26 protein-coding genes are annotated in these 23,452 nt (G+C 63.4%); 16 read left to right on the top strand and 10 right to left on the bottom strand.

Annotated features, from left to right (window positions below; genetic code table 11):
• Window positions 1–112: 112 nt before the first annotated feature.
• The 4 genes from HDE77_RS08110 to pilG form a co-directional block, all read right to left on the bottom strand.
• Complete coding sequence (locus tag HDE77_RS08110) at window positions 113–2,146, bottom strand: methyl-accepting chemotaxis protein (protein WP_184416637.1); 2,034 nt, start codon at window positions 2,144–2,146, stop codon at window positions 113–115.
• A gap of 143 nt (window positions 2,147–2,289) precedes the next feature.
• Window positions 2,290–2,829, bottom strand: a complete 540-nt coding sequence (locus HDE77_RS08115; RefSeq protein ID WP_184416638.1) for a chemotaxis protein CheW — start codon at window positions 2,827–2,829, stop codon at window positions 2,290–2,292.
• A complete protein-coding gene (locus HDE77_RS08120) occupies window positions 2,826–3,197 on the bottom strand; it encodes a response regulator (RefSeq protein ID WP_184416639.1) in 372 nt (123 codons plus the stop codon). The genes HDE77_RS08115 and HDE77_RS08120 overlap by 4 nt, the downstream gene beginning before the upstream one ends.
• A gap of 22 nt (window positions 3,198–3,219) precedes the next feature.
• Complete coding sequence (pilG, locus tag HDE77_RS08125) at window positions 3,220–3,630, bottom strand: twitching motility response regulator PilG (protein WP_343206073.1); 411 nt, start codon at window positions 3,628–3,630, stop codon at window positions 3,220–3,222.
• Between the two features lie 368 nt (window positions 3,631–3,998).
• Here pilG and gshB point away from each other — a divergent pair, with 368 nt between their 5' ends.
• From gshB to HDE77_RS08160, 7 genes are all read left to right on the top strand, one after another.
• Entirely contained in the window at window positions 3,999–4,976 is a 978-nt protein-coding gene (gene gshB / locus HDE77_RS08130; RefSeq protein ID WP_184416640.1) for a glutathione synthase, read from the top strand.
• Window positions 4,973–5,866 carry an energy transducer TonB gene (locus HDE77_RS08135; RefSeq protein ID WP_343206074.1) on the top strand — a complete coding sequence of 298 codons (894 nt, stop codon included), beginning with the start codon at window positions 4,973–4,975 and terminating at the stop codon, window positions 5,864–5,866. Before gshB ends, HDE77_RS08135 begins: the two co-directional genes overlap by 4 nt.
• A 182-nt stretch (window positions 5,867–6,048) precedes the next feature.
• Window positions 6,049–6,618, top strand: a complete 570-nt coding sequence (locus HDE77_RS08140; protein ID WP_184416641.1) for a YqgE/AlgH family protein — start codon at window positions 6,049–6,051, stop codon at window positions 6,616–6,618.
• Window positions 6,615–7,064 (top strand): Holliday junction resolvase RuvX, encoded by a 450-nt coding sequence (ruvX, locus tag HDE77_RS08145; protein WP_184416642.1) that lies wholly within the window; start codon window positions 6,615–6,617, stop codon window positions 7,062–7,064. The genes HDE77_RS08140 and ruvX overlap by 4 nt, the downstream gene beginning before the upstream one ends.
• Before the next feature lie 43 nt (window positions 7,065–7,107).
• Window positions 7,108–8,034, top strand: a complete 927-nt coding sequence (locus tag HDE77_RS08150; protein ID WP_184416643.1) for an aspartate carbamoyltransferase catalytic subunit — start codon at window positions 7,108–7,110, stop codon at window positions 8,032–8,034.
• Window positions 8,035–8,377: 343 nt separating this feature from the next.
• Window positions 8,378–10,168 (top strand): hypothetical protein, encoded by a 1,791-nt coding sequence (locus tag HDE77_RS08155; protein ID WP_184416644.1) that lies wholly within the window; start codon window positions 8,378–8,380, stop codon window positions 10,166–10,168.
• 229 nt (window positions 10,169–10,397) lie between these two features.
• Window positions 10,398–10,802, top strand: a complete 405-nt coding sequence (locus HDE77_RS08160; RefSeq protein ID WP_184416645.1) for a BON domain-containing protein — start codon at window positions 10,398–10,400, stop codon at window positions 10,800–10,802.
• Window positions 10,803–10,902: 100 nt separating this feature from the next.
• Here HDE77_RS08160 and HDE77_RS08165 read toward each other — a convergent pair whose 3' ends face one another.
• Complete coding sequence (locus HDE77_RS08165) at window positions 10,903–12,075, bottom strand: PilT/PilU family type 4a pilus ATPase (RefSeq protein ID WP_184416646.1); 1,173 nt, start codon at window positions 12,073–12,075, stop codon at window positions 10,903–10,905.
• A 173-nt stretch (window positions 12,076–12,248) separates the two neighbouring features.
• Window positions 12,249–13,286, bottom strand: a complete 1,038-nt coding sequence (locus HDE77_RS08170; RefSeq protein ID WP_184416647.1) for a type IV pilus twitching motility protein PilT — start codon at window positions 13,284–13,286, stop codon at window positions 12,249–12,251.
• A 364-nt stretch (window positions 13,287–13,650) separates the two neighbouring features.
• Here HDE77_RS08170 and proC point away from each other — a divergent pair, with 364 nt between their 5' ends.
• A complete protein-coding gene (proC, locus tag HDE77_RS08175) occupies window positions 13,651–14,475 on the top strand; it encodes a pyrroline-5-carboxylate reductase (RefSeq protein ID WP_184416648.1) in 825 nt (274 codons plus the stop codon).
• Window positions 14,472–15,047 carry a YggT family protein gene (locus HDE77_RS08180; protein ID WP_184416649.1) on the top strand — a complete coding sequence of 192 codons (576 nt, stop codon included), beginning with the start codon at window positions 14,472–14,474 and terminating at the stop codon, window positions 15,045–15,047. The genes proC and HDE77_RS08180 overlap by 4 nt, the downstream gene beginning before the upstream one ends.
• 172 nt (window positions 15,048–15,219) lie before the next feature.
• Here the strand turns inward: HDE77_RS08180 and HDE77_RS08185 are convergent, their stop codons facing one another.
• Genes HDE77_RS08185 through pdxH form a run of 3 tightly spaced genes read right to left on the bottom strand, consistent with a single transcriptional unit; the run spans window position 15,220 to window position 17,061 of the window.
• On the bottom strand, window positions 15,220–16,032 hold the full coding sequence (locus HDE77_RS08185) for a cobalamin-binding protein (RefSeq protein WP_343206075.1): 813 nt from the start codon (window positions 16,030–16,032) through the stop codon (window positions 15,220–15,222).
• A 4-nt stretch (window positions 16,033–16,036) separates the two neighbouring features.
• A complete protein-coding gene (locus HDE77_RS08190) occupies window positions 16,037–16,477 on the bottom strand; it encodes a secondary thiamine-phosphate synthase enzyme YjbQ (protein WP_184416650.1) in 441 nt (146 codons plus the stop codon).
• Entirely contained in the window at window positions 16,474–17,061 is a 588-nt protein-coding gene (pdxH, locus tag HDE77_RS08195) for a pyridoxamine 5'-phosphate oxidase (protein ID WP_184416651.1), read from the bottom strand. The genes HDE77_RS08190 and pdxH overlap by 4 nt, the downstream gene beginning before the upstream one ends.
• A 227-nt stretch (window positions 17,062–17,288) precedes the next feature.
• On the opposite strand from pdxH, the gene HDE77_RS08200 reads away from it, so the two are divergent.
• Window positions 17,289–18,119, top strand: a complete 831-nt coding sequence (locus HDE77_RS08200) for a kinase (RefSeq protein WP_184416652.1) — start codon at window positions 17,289–17,291, stop codon at window positions 18,117–18,119.
• A gap of 39 nt (window positions 18,120–18,158) precedes the next feature.
• Here HDE77_RS08200 and HDE77_RS08205 read toward each other — a convergent pair whose 3' ends face one another.
• Window positions 18,159–19,010, bottom strand: coding sequence for an NAD-dependent epimerase/dehydratase family protein (locus tag HDE77_RS08205; protein WP_184416698.1), 852 nt, complete (start codon window positions 19,008–19,010; stop codon window positions 18,159–18,161).
• Between the two features lie 50 nt (window positions 19,011–19,060).
• Here HDE77_RS08205 and HDE77_RS08210 point away from each other — a divergent pair, with 50 nt between their 5' ends.
• From HDE77_RS08210 to HDE77_RS08235, 6 genes are all read left to right on the top strand, one after another.
• A complete protein-coding gene (locus HDE77_RS08210; RefSeq protein ID WP_184416653.1) occupies window positions 19,061–19,618 on the top strand; it encodes a shikimate kinase in 558 nt (185 codons plus the stop codon).
• On the top strand, window positions 19,615–20,712 hold the full coding sequence (gene aroB / locus HDE77_RS08215; protein WP_184416654.1) for a 3-dehydroquinate synthase: 1,098 nt from the start codon (window positions 19,615–19,617) through the stop codon (window positions 20,710–20,712). The genes HDE77_RS08210 and aroB overlap by 4 nt, the downstream gene beginning before the upstream one ends.
• A 23-nt stretch (window positions 20,713–20,735) precedes the next feature.
• Complete coding sequence (locus HDE77_RS08220) at window positions 20,736–20,987, top strand: hypothetical protein (protein ID WP_184416655.1); 252 nt, start codon at window positions 20,736–20,738, stop codon at window positions 20,985–20,987.
• Window positions 20,988–21,093: 106 nt separating this feature from the next.
• Window positions 21,094–21,354 (top strand): WGR domain-containing protein, encoded by a 261-nt coding sequence (locus HDE77_RS08225; protein WP_184416699.1) that lies wholly within the window; start codon window positions 21,094–21,096, stop codon window positions 21,352–21,354.
• A 1-nt stretch (window position 21,355) separates the two neighbouring features.
• A complete protein-coding gene (gene hemE / locus HDE77_RS08230) occupies window positions 21,356–22,423 on the top strand; it encodes a uroporphyrinogen decarboxylase (protein ID WP_184416656.1) in 1,068 nt (355 codons plus the stop codon).
• A gap of 222 nt (window positions 22,424–22,645) precedes the next feature.
• Window positions 22,646–23,059: a VOC family protein gene (locus tag HDE77_RS08235; RefSeq protein ID WP_184416657.1), complete on the top strand. Its 414-nt coding sequence runs from the start codon at window positions 22,646–22,648 to the stop codon at window positions 23,057–23,059.
• Window positions 23,060–23,452 lie beyond the last annotated feature (393 nt).

Consider the following 23,452-nt stretch of genomic DNA (forward strand, 5'->3'; position numbering starts at 1 on the left):
GCGCCTCTCTCAACGGTTGCCCAATGTCGCATCACGTACGCATCACGCAACCAGCGAGACTGCCCCCCGTCAAATTGTCGATGCCAGCTTGGCCAAATCCACCGGACCGATGTCAACCCGGTAGCTTGAAATGCGCTACCGAGCGCCGCAGGTCACTCGCCAGCTGCGCCAGAGTACCGATCGAGTCGGCGGTCTGGCTGGCACCCTGCGAGGTCTGCGAGGTAATTTCCTGAATCGCGTTCATCGAATGCGAGATATCGGTCGCCGCCGCGGACTGCTGACGCGCCGCGCTGGAGATGTTCTGAATCAGCGCCGACAGATCGTGCGACACGCGCTCGATATCACCCAGTGCACTGCCGGCATCCTCTGCCTTGCGGGCACCAGCCACCACCTCGGCAGTGGTCTGCTCCATCGAGTTCACCGCTTCGTTGGTATCGGACTGAATCGTCTGCACCAACGTTTCGATACGCTTGGTCGCACTGGTCGAGCGTTCGGCGAGTCGCTGCACTTCGTCCGCCACTACCGCGAAACCGCGACCCGCCTCACCGGCCGAAGCCGCCTGGATCGCTGCGTTGAGCGCGAGGATGTTGGTCTGCTCGGCGATGTCGTTGATCAGTTCCACGATCGAGCCGATCTCCTGCGAGGATTCGCCCAGGCGCTTGATGCGCTTTGAGGTTTCCTGGATCTGGTCGCGGATCGAGTCCATCCCGGAGATCGTCTCGCGCACCACTTCGGCGCCGTGCGAGGCAATTTTCACCGAGCGTTCGGCCACGTCGGCCGACTCGGCGGAATCCTTCGACACGGTGTCCATCGAGCTCACGATCTGGTTGATCGCCGAGGTCGCCGAGCTGATCTGTTGCGCCTGCTGTTCGGCCGCGTCGGCCAGATGGCGCGCGGTGGTCTGGGTTTCCTGCGCCGACGACGAAACCTGTTCGGAGGTCTCGTTGATCGTGGTCACCAGTGAACGCAGCTCGTCGATGGCGTAGTTCACGGAGTCGGCGATCGCGCCGGTGATGTCTTCGGACACCGTGGTCTTGACCGTCAGATCACCTTCGGCCAGCGAGCCCATTTCGTCCAGCAGACGCATAATCGCGTCCTGGTTACGATGGTTCAGCTCGATACTGCTGGCGAAGCGGCGACGCTGTTCGGTCACCAGGGTAATGACCAGCAACAGGGCGAATGCCACCGCGCCGATCGCGCCGAACAGACCCCACCACACGTTCGGGAACAGGCGCCGCAGCGGCAGTTTGCCGATCTGTTCGGCCAGGTCGCTGGCGCGCAACAGCACTGTCTGCGAATCCAGTGAGGCCTGGTTGGCTGCCTGCTTCACGTCGGCGATGTTGCCGGCCGCAGCGGCCAGTTTGGCCACCGGATCGGCCAGCTTGCCCCAGCTGGCATCCATGTCGGAAAGGATCTTGTGCGCATTCGCGTCCGCGACGGGCTTCACGCCGCTGTCGGCGTTACCCACCAGCAAGCCCTTCAACACGTTGCCATACAAGTCGGCATCGCGGGACAGGCCATCGGCCGCCGATTGCGCGGTATCGCCACCCTGCAGGATTTCCTGCACTCGACGGATGATTCGGTCAGCAGACAACATCTGGCGCGACGTTCCGAGCATTTGCTCGGAGCCACCGTTGCGCTGCTGCAGGATGTTGACCACCTGCTCCATGCTCGAGTTGAGCAAGGGCATCTGCTGCGACAGCGTGCCGGCGCGCAGTCCCGAGTCAATCACCACCGCCTTGTTCGAGAGGATCTTGCCGATGTCGGTGTCGAGCTGCTTCCACGAACTGTCGAGCGCCGTCACGGCGCGACCGGACGATGTGGCGTTATTGTCGCCATAGCCCTGCATGCCAGTTGCCGGGTCGCCCTTGTTCAGGCGCTGCACCGCGGACTCGATCGAGTTGCGGTCACCTTCAAGCTCCTTGAAGGAGTCGGCGTTGCCGCCCGCGGATTCCAGCGCGAATTTCGCCGTCGACTGCGACAACACCTGAATCTGCGTGGTCAGCGTTACCGCCTGCCGGTCCTCGCCGTTCTTCAGGTACAGCAGGAAGAAATCCACTGCCGCGAGACCGATCGCAATCAGCAACAGGACAATGAGTACGGTCGTATAGCTCCGTTCCCTGCCGACGCCCCCTGTAGTGCTCATGTTCACCTCGTCCGTCTACACCTTGCCAGCTCCGCTTCATCGAGCGGGTACTGACCCAAGGACTTGCTGCCCTTAATTTCCGGCCACAACGGGCGCCGGCCCTTCAATAGTTGAATCGTGCCCCAGCTGAAGCGTGACCGGTATCAGGCCGCGGCCTGACGGAAATCCGGCGCCCGCACCAACCTGTTCATGCTGAAAATCGCCAATTGCTGTTCGCCTACCCGGCTATCGACGAAGCGGGTGAGCCGCGGATCGTCCTCGCGCTGGGCCTCGCGTCGTTGCTCTTCATCCACCGTACGCTGACCGAATACCTCGTCGACCAGCAGCGCCACGTTGCCACCACCCTGGCGCACCACCAGCAGGCGGGCGCGCTCGGAGTGCTGGGTGCGCTCACCGAACAGGAAGCGGGCGAAGTCCACCACCGGCACCAGATTGCCGCGCACGTTCGCCACACCGAGCAGCCATGGCTGGGTGCCCGGCACGGGGGTGAGGGTCGGCACCGCCAGCAACTCGTTGATTTCATCGATGCCACTGACCAGCAAGCGCGAACCGACGCGAAAACCGATGCCGCGCCACAACCCGGGGGCTTCCAGCTTGCCCTGCGTATCGGAGGCATGCGCCAGCGACAGCCGCTCGTAGCGGGCCAGGATTTCGAACGGAGTGCGGTTGACGGACTGGTTCATGTCGAACTCGGCAACAAATCGTTGATACACGCCAGCAAATCTTTCTCGCTCACCGGTTTGGTGATGAACGCACGGGCGCCCTGACGCAAGCCCCAGACCTGGTCGGTTTCCATCGACTTGGTCGTGATCATCACGATCGGCACCGATGCCGTCACGGGGTCACGGGTCAGTGTCCGGGTGGCCTGGAAGCCATTCATGCCCGGCATGATCACGTCCATGATGATCAGATCGGGCAACGCAGCGCGCACACGCTCGATGCCCTCCTCGGCGGTGCCAAAGGCGGCAACTTGATGACCGGCCCGTTCGAGCAGCGTAGTGAACACGCGCACGTCGGTCGGCGAATCGTCGATGATGAAAATATTGGCCACAGGTCCCCCTCAGAATCTGCAGTCAGTGGCTCGGCACCGTGCTGACATGGCGATGGATGGCACCAAGCAGCTCGTCACGCGTGAACGGCTTGGTCAGATACTGCTCGGCACCCACGATACGGCCACGCGCCTTGTCAAACAGCCCGTCCTTCGAGCTCAGCATGATCACCGGCGTGGATCGGAATTGTGGATTGTTCTTGATCAGCGCGCAGGTCTGATAACCATCCAGGCGCGGCATCATGATGTCGACGAAGATGATCGCAGGCTTCTGGTCGGAGATCTTGGCCAGCGCCTCGAATCCGTCAACTGCGGTCAATACCTCGCACCCTTCCTTCTTCAGCAAGGTTTCCGCGGTACGGCGGATGGTCTTGGAGTCATCAATCACCATGACCTTGAGACCAGCCAAGTCATTAGCACTCACGTTCAAATTCACTTACTCCCCCTGCGGCCCGCCCCGAGCTCAGGATAGACACCAAGACATGCAACAGCCATGCCGTCAGGTGCTCATGTAAAAAAAACAAAACGAACCACCCAAATACCCGCTCTGCGGCGGTGCATCCAACCCTTTGCTGTTTACTGCCTGCCCGCCGAGACTGTCAAGCAATAATCATTCGCTCCGTCGCCTGGTGCGCACAACGTGACCCATATTGGCACCATCTGGCCAACCGCGACAGCATCGACAATCAACCGAGCTTGTCGCAGCCGATCGACTCGGCGACCATCCACACTGTCGATGTCGGCCTGAAATCCAAACCCACCCGCACGGTCCGCGCATGCGCGGGCCACCTTCGGAGAACCCCAATGACCCTTTCGGTCGCCGTGCTGATGGACCCCATCGGCGCGATCAAGATAGCCAAGGACAGCACCTTTGCCATGCTGCTGGAGGCCCAGCGCCGCGGTCACGAGTTGCACTATTTCGAGCAGGGCGACCTGGCACTGCGCAATGGCGAACCCTGGGCGCGGATCGCGCCGTTGAGCGTTCGCGAGGACCCGCAAGGCTGGTACACGCTCGCACCGGCACAGTGGCGCGACCTGCGCGAGCTCGACGTGGTGCTGATGCGCAAGGATCCGCCGGTCGACGCGCAGTTCATCTACGACAGCATGGTGCTGGAAGCCGCCCAGCGCGGCGGCGTGGCCGTGATCAACGATCCGCGGGCGCTGCGCGACTGCAACGAGAAACTGTTTGCACTGGAGTTCCCGCAATGCATCGCGCCAACCCTGGTCGCGCGCGATGCAGGCGAACTGCGCCGGTTCACCAAGGAGCACGGCGAGGTGGTGCTGAAACCCCTGGATGGCATGGGCGGACGCGGCATCTTCCGGGTCAAGGCCGGCGACAGCAACCTCAACTCGATGCTGGAAACCCTGATCGGCGGGGGTGCGCACGGCGAAGGCCGGCAGCTGACCATTGCGCAGAAGTACCTGCCGGAGATCAGCGCTGGCGACAAACGTATCCTGGTTGTCGACGGCGAGCCGGTGCCTTATGCGCTGGCCCGCATCCCCCAGGGCGACGAGTTTCGCGGCAATCTCGCCGCCGGTGGACGTGGTGAAGGCGTGCCGCTGTCGGACCGCGATCGCTGGATCGTGGACCAGGTGGCCCCGGAACTGCGCCGGCGCGGGCTGCTTTTTGTCGGGCTGGACGTCATCGGCGACTACCTGACCGAGATCAACGTCACATCCCCGACCTGTGTACGCGAACTGGACGCCCAGTTCGGGCTTAACATTGCGGGCCAGCTGTTCGACGTCATCGAGCAGCACGTCATCGGAAATCGCAACGCGTGAGCACCCCCGCAACTGCTGTACCCCTGAGCCCCGCGCCGGTCCCGTCGGCGCCTGACCCGATCAGCGCCACCCTGCTGTTTTCGCTGCTGCTGCATGGCGTGCTGTTGATGGGCATCACGTTCCACTTCGCCAAGCTCGCACCCAGCCTGCCGACGCTGGATGTGACGCTGGTCAACGTGGCCAATCAGGAAGCGCCGGACAAGGCGGACTTCCTGGCGCAGGCGAACAATCGCGGTGGCGGCCAGAGCGATCATGCGGCACGGCCATCGGAGATGTTTTCCGGCGCCCTGCCCCGTCCGGACCCGGGCACCGCGGCCGAATCGGTGGAAGCCAGCACGCCCCAGCCGCGGGAGGCTACGCCGACGCGAATGGTGACGACGACCGGCGCAACCAACTTCAGCGTGTCCAGTGACACAGCGCAAACTCAGGTCGACCCGCAGGATCAAACCCCGACCGCAGCCGACTTGAAGCAACAACAGGCGATCGCCCAGCTGGCGGCCGAGGTGCGCGAGAAGAAAGCGGCCTATGCCAAGCGACCGAAGGTCAAATACCTCACGGCCAGCACCAAGGAGTACGCCTTTGCGGCCTACATGCGCGGCTGGTCCGACCGCGTCGAACGCGTCGGCAATCTCAACTACCCCGAGGAAGCCCGTCGCCGCGGCCTGCACGGAGACGTGTTGCTCACGGTGGTGCTCAATCTGGACGGCAGCATCAAGAGCATCGAAGTGATCCAGAGCTCCGGCGAGCATTTACTGGACGCTGCCGCCGAACGCATTGTGCGACTGGCGGCACCGTTCCCGCCGGCACCGCAAAGCGGCGAACACGTGGACGAGCTCAATATCACCCGTACCTGGGAATTCGAGCCTAAAAACGTGCTGCAAACGCGCTGACAGCCAAGTCTGGCGCAGGCTGGGGTGAGCGAAGCGATGCCCAACAGATGCCTCATGCACCCCCGCAGGGACGTTGGGCATCGCTTCGCTCACCCCAACCTACGCCCCGCTATGTCCCACGGCCCGCGCAACTTGCGCTCCTACGACATGCGGCGCGCCCGCAACGCGCCTACAATGCGCGCATGACCGCCGTGCAACCCTCGACCTTGACCGGGCATTTCCTGATCGCCATGCCGAATCTGGCCGATCCGCCGTTCTCGCGCGGCGTCGCGTTGCTTTGCCAGCACGATGAGAATGGCGCGGTGGGACTACTGGTGAACCAGCTGTCCGAATACCGGTTTGGCGACGTGCTGGCGCAGATGCGACTGGACTGCGTGGACAGCGAACTTGCCGACGCGCCCGTACTCATCGGCGGCCCGGTGCAACAGGAGCGCGGTTTCGTGCTGCACCGCGAGCCCGGTTACTGGGAAGCCAGTTACCGCATCAACACCGAATGGTCAGTCACCACCTCGCGCGACATCCTGGTCGCGATGGCCGCGGGTGAAGGCCCGCGCCAGGCCGTCATGGCGCTCGGTTATGCGGGCTGGGACGCCGGTCAGCTGGAGCAGGAGCTGATGGCCAACGCATGGCTCACCACCGAGGCCTGCGGCCGGGTGGTGTTCGATACCCCGCTGGAGGAACGCTGGAGCGCCGCCGCCGGGCTGGTCGGCGTCGACCCGCGACAGCTGTCCGGTTACGCGGGCCACGCATGAGTTGTGTGCTCGGTTTCGATGTTGGCAGCCGACTGACTGGCGTGGCCGTAGGCAATACATTCACCGCCAGCGCGCGGGCGCTGACCACGATCACGATGCGGGACGGCGAACCGGACTGGAGCAGGCTCGATACCCTGCACAAGGAGTGGCTGCCTGACACCCTGGTGGTTGGCCTGCCGCTGACCCTCGATGGCGCCGAACAACCCGCCAGCCGCAATGCACGCCGCTTTGCCACCCAGCTGCAGCAGCGCTTTGGCGTGCCGGTGGTGTTTGTCGATGAACGTCATAGCTCGCAGGACGCCGCGCATCGCTTCGCCGCCGCCCGCGCCGCGGGGCTGAAGCGGCGGCGCGATGCCGCCACGATCGATGCCGAAGCCGCCGCGGTCATCCTGGAGCGCTGGCTGATCGAAGCTCCCACGCCCGCACCGGGCACGCTCGAACGCTGAACACCCACCTTATTCCTTGCAAACCAGCCGAAATGAGCCCTCGATGAGCCCTCGCCTGCGCCACCTCACCACCCTGGAAAACCTGCCGCGCGCCACCATCGAGCGCCTGCTCGACCGCGCCGAAGCGCTGCGCGATGCCTGTGCACACGGCACCCGCAAGCTTGACGTACTGACTGGGCGCACCGTGCTGAACCTGTTCTTCGAGCCCTCCACGCGCACCCGCACGTCGTTCGAGCTGGCAGCGCGCCGGCTCGGCGCCGATGTGATCAATTTCGACATCGGCTTTTCCTCCACCAGCAAGGGTGAGGAACTCCTCGACACCCTGCACACGCTCGAAGCCATGCACCTGGACGCGATCATCGTGCGGCACAAGCACTCGGGCACGCCGGAGGAGCTGGTGCATCACGCGATGAGTGGCGTTTCGGTGATCAACGCGGGCGACGGCAACCGCGCGCACCCCACCCAAGGTCTGCTGGACGCTTTGACGATTCGCCAGCATCGGCCGGATTTCGAGAATCTCACGGTGGTGATCTCTGGCGACATCCGGCATTCGCGAGTGGCGCGTTCGGATATCCACGCGTTGACCACCCTGGGCGTGAAGGAAATTCGCCTGTGCGGGCCAGCCTCGCTGATGCCGGAGCCGGACGAATTTCCGCACGTCCTTCACATCGACGATTTCGACCAGGCGATCGGTGGTGCCGATGCCGTCATCATGCTGCGCCTGCAAAAAGAACGGATGGCGTCGACCGACCTGCCCGACGAAGCGGCGTATTTCAGCCGCTACGGCCTCGATCAGCGACGCCTGGCGCTCGCCGCGAAGGGTTGTCTGGTGATGCACCCTGGCCCGATCAACCGCGGTATCGAGATTGCCTCGGACGTGGCCGATGGTGCGCAGTCGCGCATCCTCGAACAAGTCGGCAACGGCGTGTTCGTACGCATGGCCGTACTGAACGAAGTGCTCGCCCGCTAAGCACACCACGACTGAATTCCTGAAAAGCCGCGGGCATTCATCCGCGCACGAATGCCCGCGGCGAGCGCGCCCGCATCCACGCGATTGGTGCCGGAGTTCATATCGAAGTCAGGGCCCTGGCAAACACCGGCCAGCTCGAAGTGAGCCGGAATTTCCAGCTCTCAGCGGGGGAGTTTCGGCTCACCGCTTTTTTTACGCCCCGTTTATAGGCCGCGCCCGGGCAGCGGCCCCGCCTTTCGCGCATCCCGTTATCCCACCTCTTTTTCCCGGGTTGACGCGCCGCAACAACCCGTAAAGCGGGCATAATATGGCGCGCAACATTCACCAAGGCAGGGGATCAACGATGCGATCGACGACGCGCTTCATCGCGCTGGGCTTTGCCGGCGTCATGCTGGCGGCTTGCGGACACAAGGACAAAGATGCTCCGCTGGCCTTCGTACCGGCGGACACGCCCTACGTCGTCGCCAACCTGGACGTACTCGATGACAACACCCGCAAGGCATTGCTTGCCCAGGCCGATGCGCAGTTGCCGTCCCAGCTGGCCCAGCTCAATGCCGCCGCCGACCAGATGGCGATCAAGGACCCCGACGGGGCCCGTCTGCTGCGCGCGCTCGGTGCCGAGTTCAACGGCAAGAGCGTCGAGACCTTTGCCCAGAATGCAGGCCTGGATCTCAAGGGGCACTCGGCGTTCTACGGGCAGGGCCTGTCACCCGTCCTGCGTTTCGAACTGAGCGATCCGAAAGCGTTCGAAGGTTTCATCGGCCGGCTTGAGACTGCGTATGGCAAGAAGCTCGATGTCGCCAGCATCGGCGGCCAGAGCTATCGCAAATACGCGTTCGCCACGTCGGGCACCGAGGTGATTCTGGCGATGGTCGGCAAACAGGCCGTGGTTTCGCTGTTGCCCGCCGACACCACGCCGACCCTGCTGCGCCAGGCGCTTGGCCTGGATCGACCGCAAAAGAACCTGCAGGACGATGGCCGCCTGGCGAACCTGGCCAAGGACAAGGGTTACCAGAAGTGGCTGGTTGGCGACCTCGACCTGACCCGCGCATTGCCGCTGGCGATGGGCGGCAAGGATCCACTGTTCAGCGCCATCCTCAAGGCGCATGCCGAGGCCATCTCGGCCAAGACCGGCGAGCCCGTCGCGAACCAGTTGCAGACCTCACCCAGCTGCGCCGTCGAGGCCGGGCGCATTGCCGCCCGGGCACCTGCCGTGAGTTTCGGCTACACCCAGCTGGATGTCGGGCATCAGGACGTGCGCTTTGATGTGGCACTGGCCGATGACATCAGCAAGGCGTTCGCCGGGCTCGAAGTGAAGATGCCTGGATTGGGCAGCACCGGAACCGCGCCATTTGACCTGAGCCTCGCACTGCCGGTCGCACCGCTGCGCACGTTCTGGTTGGCACAGGCCGATGCCGTAGCCGCCAAGCCATTCACCTGCCCGGCGCTGACCGATCTCAACGACAGCTTTGCCAAGCTCGGCCCGAGCATGCAGAAAGCGGCAATTCCGCCGTTCGGCGACATGCTCGGCCTGCGCATCGCGTTGGACACGCTTGCGCCTGGCCAGAACGGCGGCCTGCCGAAGTTCACAGGCCGCATCGTGCTGGGTACCAACAACCCGGCAGGTTTGCTGGCTATGGGGCAGATGATGGTCTCTGCATTGGCCCAGCTGAAGGTCACCACCGATGGCAAGCCGCAGCCGTTGCCGAAAGACATGACCGCCATGCTGGAACAGCCGGCCTGGATCGCGATGAGCGACAAGGCGCTCGCGCTCGGCGTGGGCGCCGGTGAGGACGCCAAGCTCGGCGACACCCTGGCTGCTCCTACCGGCGATGCCGGCCGCATGACCCGCATGCATCTCAGTGGCGCGATGTACCTGGACTGGCTGCAGCTGATGGAGCAGAAGGCCGACAGCCTGGCCGCAGCCACCGCTGCGATCAACAAGAGCGACGAACCTTCACTCGATAACGACAGCAGCACCGACGATGCAACCCAGGCCGCCGCCAATGTAGCGCGCTCGAAGGCGCAGTTCGCCGCCATGAAATCCCAGGCGGAACGCGTCAACACCATCGATGCCGAAATGCACGTCGACGACAACGGTATGGTGATCACCAGCCAGACCGCTTTGAAGTAACGCAGCATCTGACACGGGTAGTACCGGATGCAAAAAAAGACGGGGCGCTCTGGCGCCCCGTCTTTTTTTCATGTGCGTGGCTGTGTCGAACGCCACGCCAACATCGCCATAACCTCCCCTTCGCGTCCCCATAAGCGCTTGCTGAACCGTTACCTCGCACGGCCACGCGATATTCACGTAGCAGCTGTTGTCATCGTTCGCACACCCTCACCGCTCAAGGAGATTGCCCATGCGTACCCCTTCGATGATTCGCAACAGCATGTTTGCCGCTGGCCTGGTGATCGCTTTCGCAGCGGTGCCGTTTGGCCAGGTGGCAGCGCAGGACTCGACTGCCCCGATGTCGAGTTCGTCTACCAGCGAGACTGGCGATGCATGGATCACCACCAAGGTGAAATCCGAATTCACCACGACCAAAGGGATCAGCTCCACCGATATTTCAGTAACCACCACGGATGGCAAGGTGACGTTGACCGGCACGGCGACCAGCAGTCATGAAAAATCAAAGGCTGTCAGTGTTGCCAAGAAGGTCAAGGGCGTGAAGAGTGTCGACGCTACTGGCCTGACTGTTACTCCTTCAACGTCGAACAGCATGAAGTCGTCGATGCCGGCTTCGAGCTCGACCAGCGGCCACTGAGCAAAGATCAGCCGCGTCATCGTTGACGCGAGCTAGCGAAAACGAAGAAGGGGCCCCACGGGCCCCTTCTTCTCTCGTCTGCGCATGGCGCGTTGTAGATTCAGCGATTCAGCAGGCCGCTGCCACCACCAAAGTTTTGCGCATTGCTGGTTTCTTCCAGCTCCACCCCGTCTAGTCCCTGTGACAAGGTATGCGCGTCGCCGCCCTGAGCCAGTTTGATGCGCAGGCGCACCTCATTGGAGCTGTCAGCGTGACGCAGTGCGTCCTCGTAGGAGATCTCGCCGGCGTGATACAGCTCGACCAGGCTCTGATCGAACGTCTTCATGCCAAGCAGGTTGGACTCCTTCATCAGCTCCTTGAGCTTGTGAATTTCGCCCTGGCGGATGTAATCCTGTGCCAGCGGCGTGCCCAGCAGAATCTCCACCGCCACCCGGCGCGCCTTGCCGTCGGGGGTCGGGATCAACATCTGCGCCACGATGCCCTTCAGGTTCAGCGACAGATCCATCAGCAGCTGTTCGCGACGATCTTCCGGGAAGAAGTGCAGGATGCGGTCCATCGCCTGATTCGCGTTGTTCGCGTGCAGCGTGCACAACACCAGGTGGCCCGTTTCGGCGAACGCGATCGCGTGATCCATACCCTCGCGCGTGCGCACCTCGCCGATCATGATCACGTCCGGCGCCTGGCGCAGCGTGTTCTTCAGTGCGTTTTCCCAGCTGTCGGTATCGATGCCGACTTCGCGCTGCGTGATGATGCAGCCCTCGTGCTTGTGCACGTACTCGATCGGATCCTCGATCGTGATGATGTGACCGGTCGAATTCAGATTGCGGTAGCCAACCATCGCTGCCAATGAGGTCGACTTGCCCGAACCGGTGGCGCCGACGAAAATGATGATGCCGCGCTTGGTCATCGCCAGCTGCTTGATCACCGGCGGCAGGTTCAGTTCTTCGGTGGTCGGAATCTTCGAATCGATCCTGCGTAGCACCATGCCGACACAATTACGCTGATAGAAGCAGGACACGCGGAAGCGGCCAACGCCTTGCGCGGAGATCGCAAACTGGCACTCGTGAGTTTTCTCGAACTCCTCGCGCTGTCCTGGCGTCATCACGTTGAGCACCATGTCGCGCGACTGCTGCACGCTGAGCGGGCTCTGCGTAATTGGCACGATCCGGCCCTGCACCTTCATCGAAGGTGCCACACCGGCCGTGATGAACAGGTCCGATGCCTTTTTGTGCACCATCAGTTTCAGGAACGAGGTGAAATCGAAATCGCTCATGGTTCTACTCCCGAATTGTGGAACGGCGTATCGAGGTCAGCTTGACCGGATCCCCATGCCATCCTGGGCATGACGGTCGCGTTCGGGTGATGTGGCAGCGCATATACCGCGTGAAAAATATAGCGCTAAAACCGACGTCCCACCGTGAATTAGTTCCTCGATGACGATTCCGTTTACTTGAAGCTGTCCTTGTTCTTGGCATAGCTCGACGCCTGCTGCCGCGTCACCAGACCGCGCTTGACCAGATCCTGCAGGCACTGATCCAGCGTCTGCATGCCGAACTGCTGACCGGTCTGGATCGACGAATACATCTGCGCCACCTTGTCCTCGCGGATCAGGTTGCGGATCGCCGGGATGCCGACCATGATTTCGTGCGCTGCAATACGTCCGCCGCCGACCTTTTTCAGCAACGACTGCGAGACGACCGCGCGCAGCGATTCGGACAGCATCGAACGCACCATCGGCTTTTCGCCGGCGGGAAACACGTCGATGATGCGGTCAATGGTCTTGGCCGCCGAGCTGGTATGCACGGTCGCGAACACCAGATGCCCGGTTTCAGCAGCGGTCAACGCGAGTCGAATGGTCTCCAGATCGCGCAGCTCGCCGACCAGGATGAAGTCCGGATCCTCGCGCAGCGCCGAGCGCAGGGCCTCGTTGAAACCCAGCGTGTCGCGGTGAATTTCGCGCTGGTTGACCAGGCACTTCTGCGACGTATGCACAAACTCGATCGGATCCTCGATCGTGAGCATGTGGCCGTATTCGTTCTTGTTGATGTGGTCGACCATCGCCGCCAGCGTAGTCGATTTGCCCGAACCGGTCGGGCCGGTCACCAGGATCAACCCCTGCGGCTGCTCGATCAGCTCCTTGAAGATGCGCGGGGCACCCAGGTCTTCCAGCGTCAGCACCTCGGACGGAATGGTGCGGAACACCGCGCCAGCGCCACGGTTCTGATTGAACGCGTTGACGCGGAAGCGCGCCAGACCGGGAATCTCGAACGAGAAGTCGGTCTCGTAGAACTCTTCGTAATCGCGCCGCTGCTTGTCCGACATGATGTCGTAGATCAGCGAGTGCACCTGCTTGTGTTCAAGCGCGGGGATGTTGATGCGGCGCACATCGCCGTCAACACGAATCATCGGCGGCAGACCTGCGGACAAATGCAAGTCCGAGGCCTTGTTCTTCACCGAGAAGGCAAGCAGTTCGGCAATGTCCATCTATCGTTCCCCTCAACCGATCGTCTGGATGGCATGAATTGGATGCCGCAACGGGGGGTGGACGAAGTTCGCAGGTGCAGTGCGCCGTAACGCATGGCGCGGACGCCATCGGAACACCTGAACGAAAATACCCGAATCCCCCTTGCAGCCGCGTCGATACTACTCGCGCAACGGGTCATGCGGCCAGTCTTTCCCGTTCTCGAAATGCGAACCACCGCCACGGTTTGCGTGGTCGATGGAGAAATGCGCCATACCGCCGGTGCTGCAGTCATTGCCGGGGCCTGCGCATTTCCGCGGGCAACCCCGCTACGCTGTCGCGCCCGCTCCCGCTAAGGTAGCGCTCTGGATCGTTCGAGGAACCCGCATGACACGACTTGCCTTTATCGGCGGCGGCAACATGGCACGCAGCCTGATCGGTGGCCTGCTGAAAACCGGCGTGGCCGCCGCCAGCATCAGTGTGGCCGAGCCGTTGGCCGAAGCGCGGCATGCGCTGGGCCGCGAATTCGGGGTCGCCTGCTACGCCGAAAGTCGGCTGGCGGTGGCAGAAGCCGAAGTCATCCTGCTGGCCGTCAAGCCGCAGATCATGCCGTCGATCCACGCCGATCTACGCGACATCCTGCAGCGCAACCGGCCACTGCTGATCTCGATTGCGGCCGGGGTGCGGCTGGATCAGCTGGAACGCTGGTTCGGCGCCAGCCTGCCGATCGTGCGCTGCATGCCGAACACACCGGCGCTGATCGGCGCCGGCGCCACCGGGCTGTGCGCCAACAGCCGGGTCAGCCCACCGCAGAAGGCTCAGGCGCAGCACATCCTGGATACCTGCGGCATCACCCGCTGGATCGACGACGAAGCATTGATGGATACCGTCACCGCCCTCTCCGGTTCCGGGCCGGCGTATTTCTTTGCCTTGGTCGAAGCACTGGAAGCCGCCGCCGTCGCGCAGGGGCTGCCACGGGACACCGCCCGCGCACTTGCCGCGCAAACCTGCCTCGGCGCCGGCCGCATGCTGGTGGAGGGTGGCGAGGATCCCGCCCTCCTGCGCCAGCGCGTCACCTCGCCCAACGGCACCACCCAAGCCGCACTCGAAAGCTTCACAGCCGATGGCCTGACCCGTATCGTGTCCCGCGCTGTGGCTGCTGCCACCCACCGCGGCGTGGAACTCGCCGCCAGCCTGGACAAGCTCTCGTGATCTATCTGCTGAATGCACTGTCATTGCTGATCGAACTGGCGTTCGACGCGGTGGCCACCTTGCTGGTGCTGCGCCTGCTGGCCGAAGCCAGCCGAGCGGATTTCAACAACCCGCTGAGCCAGTTCGTCTACCGCTACACCAATCCGGTGTTGGCGCCGATACGACGTGTGTTGCCGAACTGGCGCCGGATCAACCTGGCCGCGCTGTTGCTGGCGTGGCTGGCCATGCTGCTCAAACGCCTGTTGCTGTTTGCCGTGATCGGAATTGTGCCGCACTTCACCGGCCTCCTGGTGCTGGCGCTGGCCGAGCTGCTCGACTTCATACTCTTGTTCTACATCGTGCTGATCTTCGGCTGGTCGTTGCTGAGCATGTTCGCGGTGGATCGGCGACAACCCCTGCTTCGGCTCGCCGGCACCATCGTCGAGCCTTTACTACGTCCACTGCGCGGCAAGCTGATCGCCGGCCAGATCGATTTCGCACCGATGGCCGTGATGATCGTCCTGCTACTCGCCCGCCTGCTGCTGGCCCAGCCGCTGATGGATCTGGGTACCCGGTTGGCATTGGGCGGCTGATCCGTCGACGGCCCGCAATGGTTGCCACCAGGCGAGCCGCCGCTGTTGTGGGAGCGACTTCAGTCGCGATGCTCTGCTGTCGGTTTTGCTGTTTTGCAAGCGAACAGCAAAAGCTAAAGGAAGAGCATCGCGACTGAAGTCGCTCCCACAAAAGGTGGCAACCTGCAGAGCGTCAGCGCTGCGCCCACTCAACGATGATTCGATGAATGGCATCCAGCCCATCCAGCAGCGCCGCCGGTCCCGGTTGCAGGATGATCGGCGACTTGATCTCGTAAAGGTCGCCGTTACGCACTGCCGGGATCGCCTCCCACCCCGGCCGCGCCGCAACCTTCTCCGGACGGAAACGCTTGCCGCACCACGAGCCGAGAATGATGTCCGGCGCACGACGTATCACTTCATCGCCATTCGGCAGGATGCGTTGCTTTGCCAGTGGCTCGCGTGCGAGTTCGGGGAAACAGTCATCGCCGCCAGCCATGCCGATGACTTCGGCGACCCAGCGGATGCCGGTGATGATCGGCTCGTCCCATTCCTCGAAATACACCTTCGGGCGACGCGGAAGTTTCGCCGCTACAGCGCGGATATCGGCGATGTGTTGCTCGATCTGCTGCGCATAGGCCTCGGCCTTTTCGTGCGCTCCGACCATCGCGCCAAGTCGACGGACATAAGCGAGGATCCCATCCACACTGCGATGATTGCTGATCCAAACCTCGACGCCCGCCTTGATCAACTCGCGCGCGATGTCGGCCTGGATATCGGAAAAGCCAATCGCCAGGTCGGGTTCGAGTTTCAGGATTTCGCCGATCTTCGCGTTGATGAACGCCGAGACCTTGGGCTTTTCCTTGCGCGCTCGCGGCGGGCGCACGGTGAAACCGGAGATGCCGACGATGCGTCGGTCCTCGCCCAGCGCGTAGAGCACCTCGGTCGGTTCTTCGGTGAGGCAAACAATGCGCTGCGGAAAGTGGTCGAACAGATTCGGATCGGTCACGCGTTCAATGCCCCAGCACGGTCACCGTGACCTTGCGCTGGTGCGAGTCGGTACGGTGTTCCCAAAGATAGACGCCCTGCCAGGTGCCCAACTGCAGTTTGCCGCCATGCACGGGTATGGTGAGGCTGACACCGGTGAGAATGGCGCGGACATGCGCCGGCATGTCGTCAGGACCCTCGGCATCGTGCTGGAATATCGCATCGCCATCGGGCACGGCGCGGGCGAACCAGCGCTCCAGGTCAGTGCGCACGGCGGGGTCGGCATTCTCGCTGATCAGCAGCGAACAGCTGGTGTGCGCGGTGAACACATGCGCAATACCCGTCTGCACATGACTGGATGCCACGGCATCTCCGACCTTTGCCGTGATGTCGCTGAAGCCGCGGCCACGCGTGTGCACGGCGAAACCGCCCTGCGCGACATGCTCCGCGGGCATGGGTCGAGTCACGGGTAGAGCAGCCTGCTGGTCCAGGTCTGGCCGTGGCGGCTCCAGCGCACGCGCTCATGCAGGCGGAATTCGGCGCCGTACCAGAACTCCAGCATGTCCGGTTCCACCACGTAGCCACCCCAATGGGGCGGCCGGGTCACCTCGCGTCCCTCGAACTCATGTTCGTAGCGCGCGACACGCTGCTCGAACGTGTCGCGATCCGGCAACGTCTGCGATTGCAGCGAAGCCCAGGCGCCAATCTGACTCTCGCGTTCGCGACTGGCAAAGTAGGCATCCGATTCCTCCGCCTGCAGCTTGCGCGCAACACCTTCGACGCGCACCTGCACACCCTCGCGCAGCTGCTTCCAGTGGATGCACAACGCGACCTGCGGATGCGCTTCGATCTGGCCGCCCTTGTCACTCTGGTAATTGGTATAGAAACGCAGGCCGCGCTCGTCGACGCCCTTCAGCAAGACGACGCGTGAAGCCACCCGGCCGGAACTATCCACAGTGGCCAGGTTCATCGCGGTCGGTTCGCGCTCGTCACTGGCTTTGGCTTCATCCAGGAGTCGCAGCAAGGTATCCAGAATTTCGGGATTAAGCATGGCGTCTGAAACTTTCCTTTTGCATCGTGGCCGACTCGCGCCATCATGGCGCAGATGATCACTACCGATGATAGTGCAATGCCCCACCTATCCAGTACCGCCATCACAAATCCGGCGACAGAGCACTTCCCTGCCATGGCATGTTATGGCGGCGTCGGCTCCGCTGCCGGGCTGGCAACTAGTGTGGCTTGCCAGTCGCGGCGGCGGTGCACGACGGTACGATGCGGATGAAATCTCAGCCCAGCATGCAGAACGAGGGACTGGCCAGCCACCTGCTGGACCAGTATGCGGGCCGCATTGCCCGCTCACGGCGGCCCTACATTATCGGGTTATCCGGCTTGCAGGGCAGCGGTAAGAGCACTCTGGCTCGGGTGATGAAGGTCCAGGCCGAGGCGCGCGGCTGGGCCACCGAAGTGCTTTCGCTGGACGACTTCTATTACGCCCGTGGCGATCGCGAGGCGCTGGCACAACAAGTGCATCCACTGTTGCGCAGTCGCGGCGTTCCGGGCACGCATGAGATCGAGCTACTCCTCTCGGTGCTGTCGGCGCTGCCGCTTGCTTCGGACAAGCTGCCGGTGACGCATCCGCGTTTCGACAAAGGTCGCGACACGCGCATTCCGCCCTCGCGCTGGCCGCGCATTACCCGCCCGCCGAAGCTGGTGATCGTGGAGGGCTGGGCGCTGGGCATCCGCCCGCAATTTCAGGGCGCATTGAGCGCCCCGATCAACGAGCTGGAGCGCACCGAAGACCCTGATGGCAGCTGGCGAAACTGGGTCAACAAGCAATTGCGCGGCTACCAGCCGCTATGGCGCAAGTTCGATGCGCTGATCGTGCTGCAGGCGCCCAGCTGGCAGATCGTGAACCGCTGGCGCAGCGAACAGGAACAGGATCTGCTGGCACGGCACGCGCCACTGGCCCTGGATGCAGTAGCCATGCAGCGATTTCTCGCTCACTTCGAGCGCCTGAGCCGGCACGCGCTGGCCACGCTGCCGGCACTGGCCGACACCTGCGTGGAATACGACGACGAGCGGCACGTCACCGGGCTTAGTCACGGCTGAATCGCCGCGTCCGCGTGACTATCCCCGGTCGCCAGTGATTCAGAGAGTGCGCTGCGTCGATGGATCGACGAGTGCTGCGTAACCCTCTCGCGCATCCGGCCACCGTGGTCTGAATCCACTGGCGCGCAAACGTGCATTGCTGAGCTGTTTGCTGCCGACGCCGGCAGGTGCAGGGCCGTCGCCGGGGAGCAGCGCACCCACTAATCCGGCCAGGTGGTCATACAACACGTCAAGCGGCAATGGGGTGCTGTCCACACCCAGGTACAGCGGCAGCGGATCGGCCAGCTCCAGCAGATGCACGACCGCGGCAGCAGCATCGTCGATGTGGATGCGGTTGGCCCAATGTGGCAGCGTGCGCGGCACCCGCACCTGCCCTGCCCGCAAGCGCTCGAGCAGCTGCAGGCGGCCGGGCCCGTACAGCCCCGCCAGGCGCAATACGATCGAAGCTATCGGCTGCGCAGCGAGCAGCTGTTCTGCCTCAAGTAAAATCCTGCCGTTGAAGCCCGGCGGTGCCGGCGGCGTGGATTCATCCACCCAGTCACCACCGTGCTCGCCGTAGACCGCACTGGAAGAAACCAGCAGCACACGCTGCAGCGATCGGCTGCCCAGCGCCTCCAGCAGGTGGCGCAGACCATCCACAAACGTCGCGTGATAGGCGGACTCGTCGCGTCGATCCGGCGTCGGCAGATACACCAGCTGGGTAATGCCTGCGGGAAGCTGGCGCAGTGATTCCGGTTGGGTCAGATCAGCGTGCAGCCAGCGGATGCCACTGTCGTCCGGCAGCGGTGGATTGCGCCGCAGCGCCCACACTTCGTCGCCACGTGCCAGCAGGCGCTGCGCCACACGCAGGCCAAGGTCGCCGCAGCCGGCCAGCAACACGCATTCATTCACCACTGCCTCGCTCTCCACAGGTGCCGGACCTGCCCTGTTAGCATTTGCCCATGAATCCGTCGTGCAACCTGTTCATCATCGGCCCGACCGGCGCCGGCAAGACGTCCATCGGGCGTCGCCTTGCCGCGCATTATGGACTGCCGTTCGTTGATCTCGACCAGGAAATCGAACGCCATTGCGGCGTGGACGTGAGCACGGTGTTCGAGATCGAGGGCGAGGCCGGATTTCGCCAGCGCGAAAGCGCCTTGCTGGATGAGCAAAGCCAACGCCCTGGCGTATTGCTGGCGACCGGCGCCGGCGCCGTTCTCGCCGAACACAATCGCCGACACCTGACCGAGCGCGGCTACGTGGTATGGCTGCAGACCAGCATCGAACAACAACTGGAGAGACTGGAGCGCGACACCCGCCGACCGCTGCTGGCTGGCGTGGATCGCCACGAGAAACTGCAGGCGATGGCACTGGTCCGCGGGCCGATATACCGCGACCTTGCCGACTTGACGGTTCCCGGCGAGCACGGCAGCGTCGCCGCCGCCAGTGAACGCTGCATCGCGCTGATCGATCATCATTGGCAGCGCACACCCACCGCATGGCCCCAGCAAACCGCATGAACAATCCGGATTTCCAGACCATCACGGTCGCCCTCGGCCAGCGCAGCTATCCGGTATGGATCGGCGCCGGCCTGCTCGCCGACCATGCCCGCTGGCGCGTCATGTTACGTGGCCGACATGCAATGGTGATCAGCAATACCACGGTCGCGCCGCTGTATCTGGAACGCGTGGCGACGGGGCTGGAAGGGCTGCACTGGTCATCCTTCCTGCTTGACGACGGCGAGGCGCACAAGACGTTCGCGAACGTGGGCCGTGCGCTCGAAGCGCTGGGCCAGCTCGGCGCGACTCGCGATGCCTGCGTGATCGCATTGGGCGGCGGCGTGGTCGGTGATCTTGCCGGCTTCAGCGCCGCGTGCTGGATGCGCGGTATCGACTTCATCCAGATGCCGACCACGTTGCTGGCAATGGTCGACTCCTCGGTCGGCGGAAAGACCGGCGTAAACCTGCCTGTGGGCAAAAACCTCGCGGGCGCGTTTCACCAGCCGCGCGCCGTAGTCGCCGACCTCGACACCTTGACCACCCTACCCGCGCGCGAATATCGCGCTGGCCTCGCCGAAGTCGTGAAAGGTGCAGCGATCGGCGACGAACCCTTCTTCGGCTGGCTGGAACAACATGCCGACGCGCTGGCCGCACGCGATGCCGGCACGGTACTGGAAGCGATCGCGCGCAAGGTGCGCTACAAGGCCGGCGTGGTTGCCCGCGACGAAACCGAACAGGGTGAGCGCGCGTTGCTCAACCTCGGCCACACGTTCGGGCATGCGCTGGAAACCGCCGGCCACTACACCACGTTGCTGCACGGCGAAGGCGTGGCGATCGGCATGCTGCTGGCTGCGCAGCTGTCCGAACGACTGGGCATGAGCAGCAGCGCCGATACCTCGCGCCTGCGCCAATTGCTGGAAAAACTCGGCCTGCCCACCTCGATCCCGGCCGGCATGGATGCGCAGCAACTGCTCGCGCTGATGCGGCTGGACAAGAAAAACACCGCCGGATCGCTGCGACTGATTCTGTGGCGTGGCATCGGTCGCGCCGAGATTGTCGGGGGTGTGGCTGAAGCACAGGTATTGGCAACACTCGATGAAGCGACCACTCACTGAAGTGAACCGGATGCGGGGCCTCCATGAAAGATTTAATCGCCGAAGGCCTGGTTGCGATCGTAAAGTTTATTTTTGAATGGTTACTGCGGAGTTTCGTACTGTTTAATCTTGGCCGCATTGCCTTGCTGCTGTGCACGCTAGGCCGTTATCCGCGGGGCGATGCCCTAGAACGGGATGTGAACCGTATCGCACTCGTCGGGCTGCTAGCGCTGGTTTGCATCTGGTCAGCCATCGCGATTTACAACAATCTTCGGCCTGGGCAGCAACCGTATTGAGGCCCAATATCTGGTTGGCCGCTTCGATCCGCTCGCTACCAGGCCGCCAGCCTTCTAGAATGCCATGTTGGTGGCATGCCTTGCCGCACGAGTACGCCCGGAACCCATGCGCCTCTATCTGCAAACCGTGCCCGGCACTGCCGACGCACCCCGCTACGTCCAGATCACGCTGGAGCAGGACCTGCTTGGCGGCTGGACGCTGTATCGCGAATCAGGCACCCAGGGCGGACGCGCGACCTTGAAGCGAGAGCAGTTCCTGGAACGAGACGAGGCGATCAGCGCATTTGAGAAAGCCCGCGACGCACAAGTGAAGCGCGGTTTCCGCGTGATGTTTGCCCAAGGGCAGGAAGGCCCGTACGGACGTTGAAATGACCGAATTGAAGAATGATCGCTTTCTGCGCGCCCTGCGCCGCGAGCCCACCGACACCACACCGATCTGGGTCATGCGCCAAGCCGGCCGCTACCTGCCGGAATATCGACAAACCCGTGCCCGCGCCGGCAGCTTCATGGCGCTCGCGCAGAACCCGGAGCTGGCCTGCGAAGTCACCTTGCAGCCGCTGGAGCGCTTCGATCTCGACGCGGCGATCCTGTTCTCCGACATCCTCACCATCCCCGACGCGATGGGCTTGGGCCTCAGCTTCGCGCTGGGCGAAGGCCCGCAGTTCGCCCACCCCGTGCGCAATGCCGCCGACATCGCGAAACTAGCGGTGCCCGATATGGATGGCGAACTGCGCTATGTGATGGATGCTGTGCGCTTGATCCGCCGCGAGCTGCACGGTCGCGTGCCGCTGATCGGTTTCTCCGGCAGCCCGTGGACGCTGGCCTGCTATATGGTCGAAGGCCAGGGCTCGAAGGATTTCGCCACGCTCAAGGCGATGTGCTGGAACGAGCCCAAACTCGCCCACCAGTTGCTCGACACGCTGGCGCAGGCCGTCGCGCATTATCTGATCGCCCAGGCCGCCGCCGGCGCGCAGGCGTTGATGGTGTTCGACACCTGGGGCGGCCTGCTCGGGCCCGCTCCGTTCCGCGAATTCTCACTGCGCTACATGACGCGCGTCGTCGATGCACTGAAGGCCGATCCGCACGCCCGCGAGCTGCCCATCATCCTGTTCTCCAAAGGCGCCGGCCAGCACCTCGCCGAAATGGCCGAAACCGGTTGCGCCGCGCTTGGCGTCGACTGGACCATCACGCTCGACGACGCCCGCCGCGCTGTCGCTGGCAAGGTGGCGTTGCAGGGCAATCTCGATCCGGCGATCCTGCGCGCGAATCCCGACGTGATCCGCCGCGAAGCCCGCGCTGTGCTGGACAGCTATGGAAACCATCCCGGCCACGTGTTCAACCTCGGCCATGGGATCACGCCGGAAGTCGATCCTGAGCACGCGAAGGTGCTGGTGGATGAAGTCCACGCTTACGGACGTACCCTGCGCACCGCCTGAGCTTCAGCCCCTCTCCCTTTGGGTGGGGGCTCGATACTTGCGAAAAATGTCATCTCCGTCGTCGTGCGAAAGTTGGAAGCACCTCGCAACAGCGAAGCAGGTCATCCAGAGCTTCCAACTCATTCGCCACAGGAACCCGCAAGCACCGCGGGCCTCGTGGATGCACTCGAATGCATGGTTCAATCGCCTCTGCCCATTCAATGGGAAGCCCGGAGGCACTCCATGCGCAGCAACCGCTCCATGCCCTCCAGCACGATCATTCCTGTGCTGCGCTACCCTGACGTGCCGCAGGCCGTCGCCTGGTTATGCCGCAGCTTCGGCTTCACCGAGCGATTGCGTATCGGTGGCCATCGCGTCCAACTGGACGTCGGCGACGGCGCTGTCGTGGTCACCGGTGACGCACCCGGCGACACTCCGTTGACGACGCACTCGATCATGGTTCGCGTGGCCGATGTGGAAGCCCATTACGCACGGGCCCAGGCCACGGGCGCCAGCATCCCTGGCCCACCCATCACTCAACCGTACGGTGAGCGCCAGTATTCAGTGACGGATATTGGCGGACATCTCTGGACGTTCTCCCAGACTGTGGATGACGTGGATCCTGCCGACTGGGGCGGTGAATGGGTAGCCCCCTGAATCGCGGGGCGCTACTTGCGGGTGCCTGGTTCGCCTGCGACTGAGGGACGTCTCCTCGTGACGACGAGCTTTTCACCCTCCGTCGGAAAGCGGGTTGCCTTCAATGCTCCCTGCCCCTCTCCCTTGGCTGTGCCCGTTGCTTTGGCGTTGGCGTTGGCGTTGGCGTTGGCGTTGGCGTCGGCATCGGCGTTGGCGTCGACGTTGCCCCTGCTCTGGCCCCGCTCTTGATCCAGTTCTTACAAACAGTGCGCGCAGGACGCGCGCCGCTCTACCCGGGGCCCCTGTGCGGCGGTGAGGCGGGGTCGACAGGCCCGCAGGGGGATCGACATGGATGTCGATCCCTTTTCGTCAGGACAGGAGTCCTGTCGAAAAGCCCGGCCCCGCCTCACGGAC

The sequence above is a fragment of the Rhodanobacter sp. MP7CTX1 genome, assembly GCF_014205795.1.
GTDB lineage: Bacteria > Pseudomonadota > Gammaproteobacteria > Xanthomonadales > Rhodanobacteraceae > Rhodanobacter.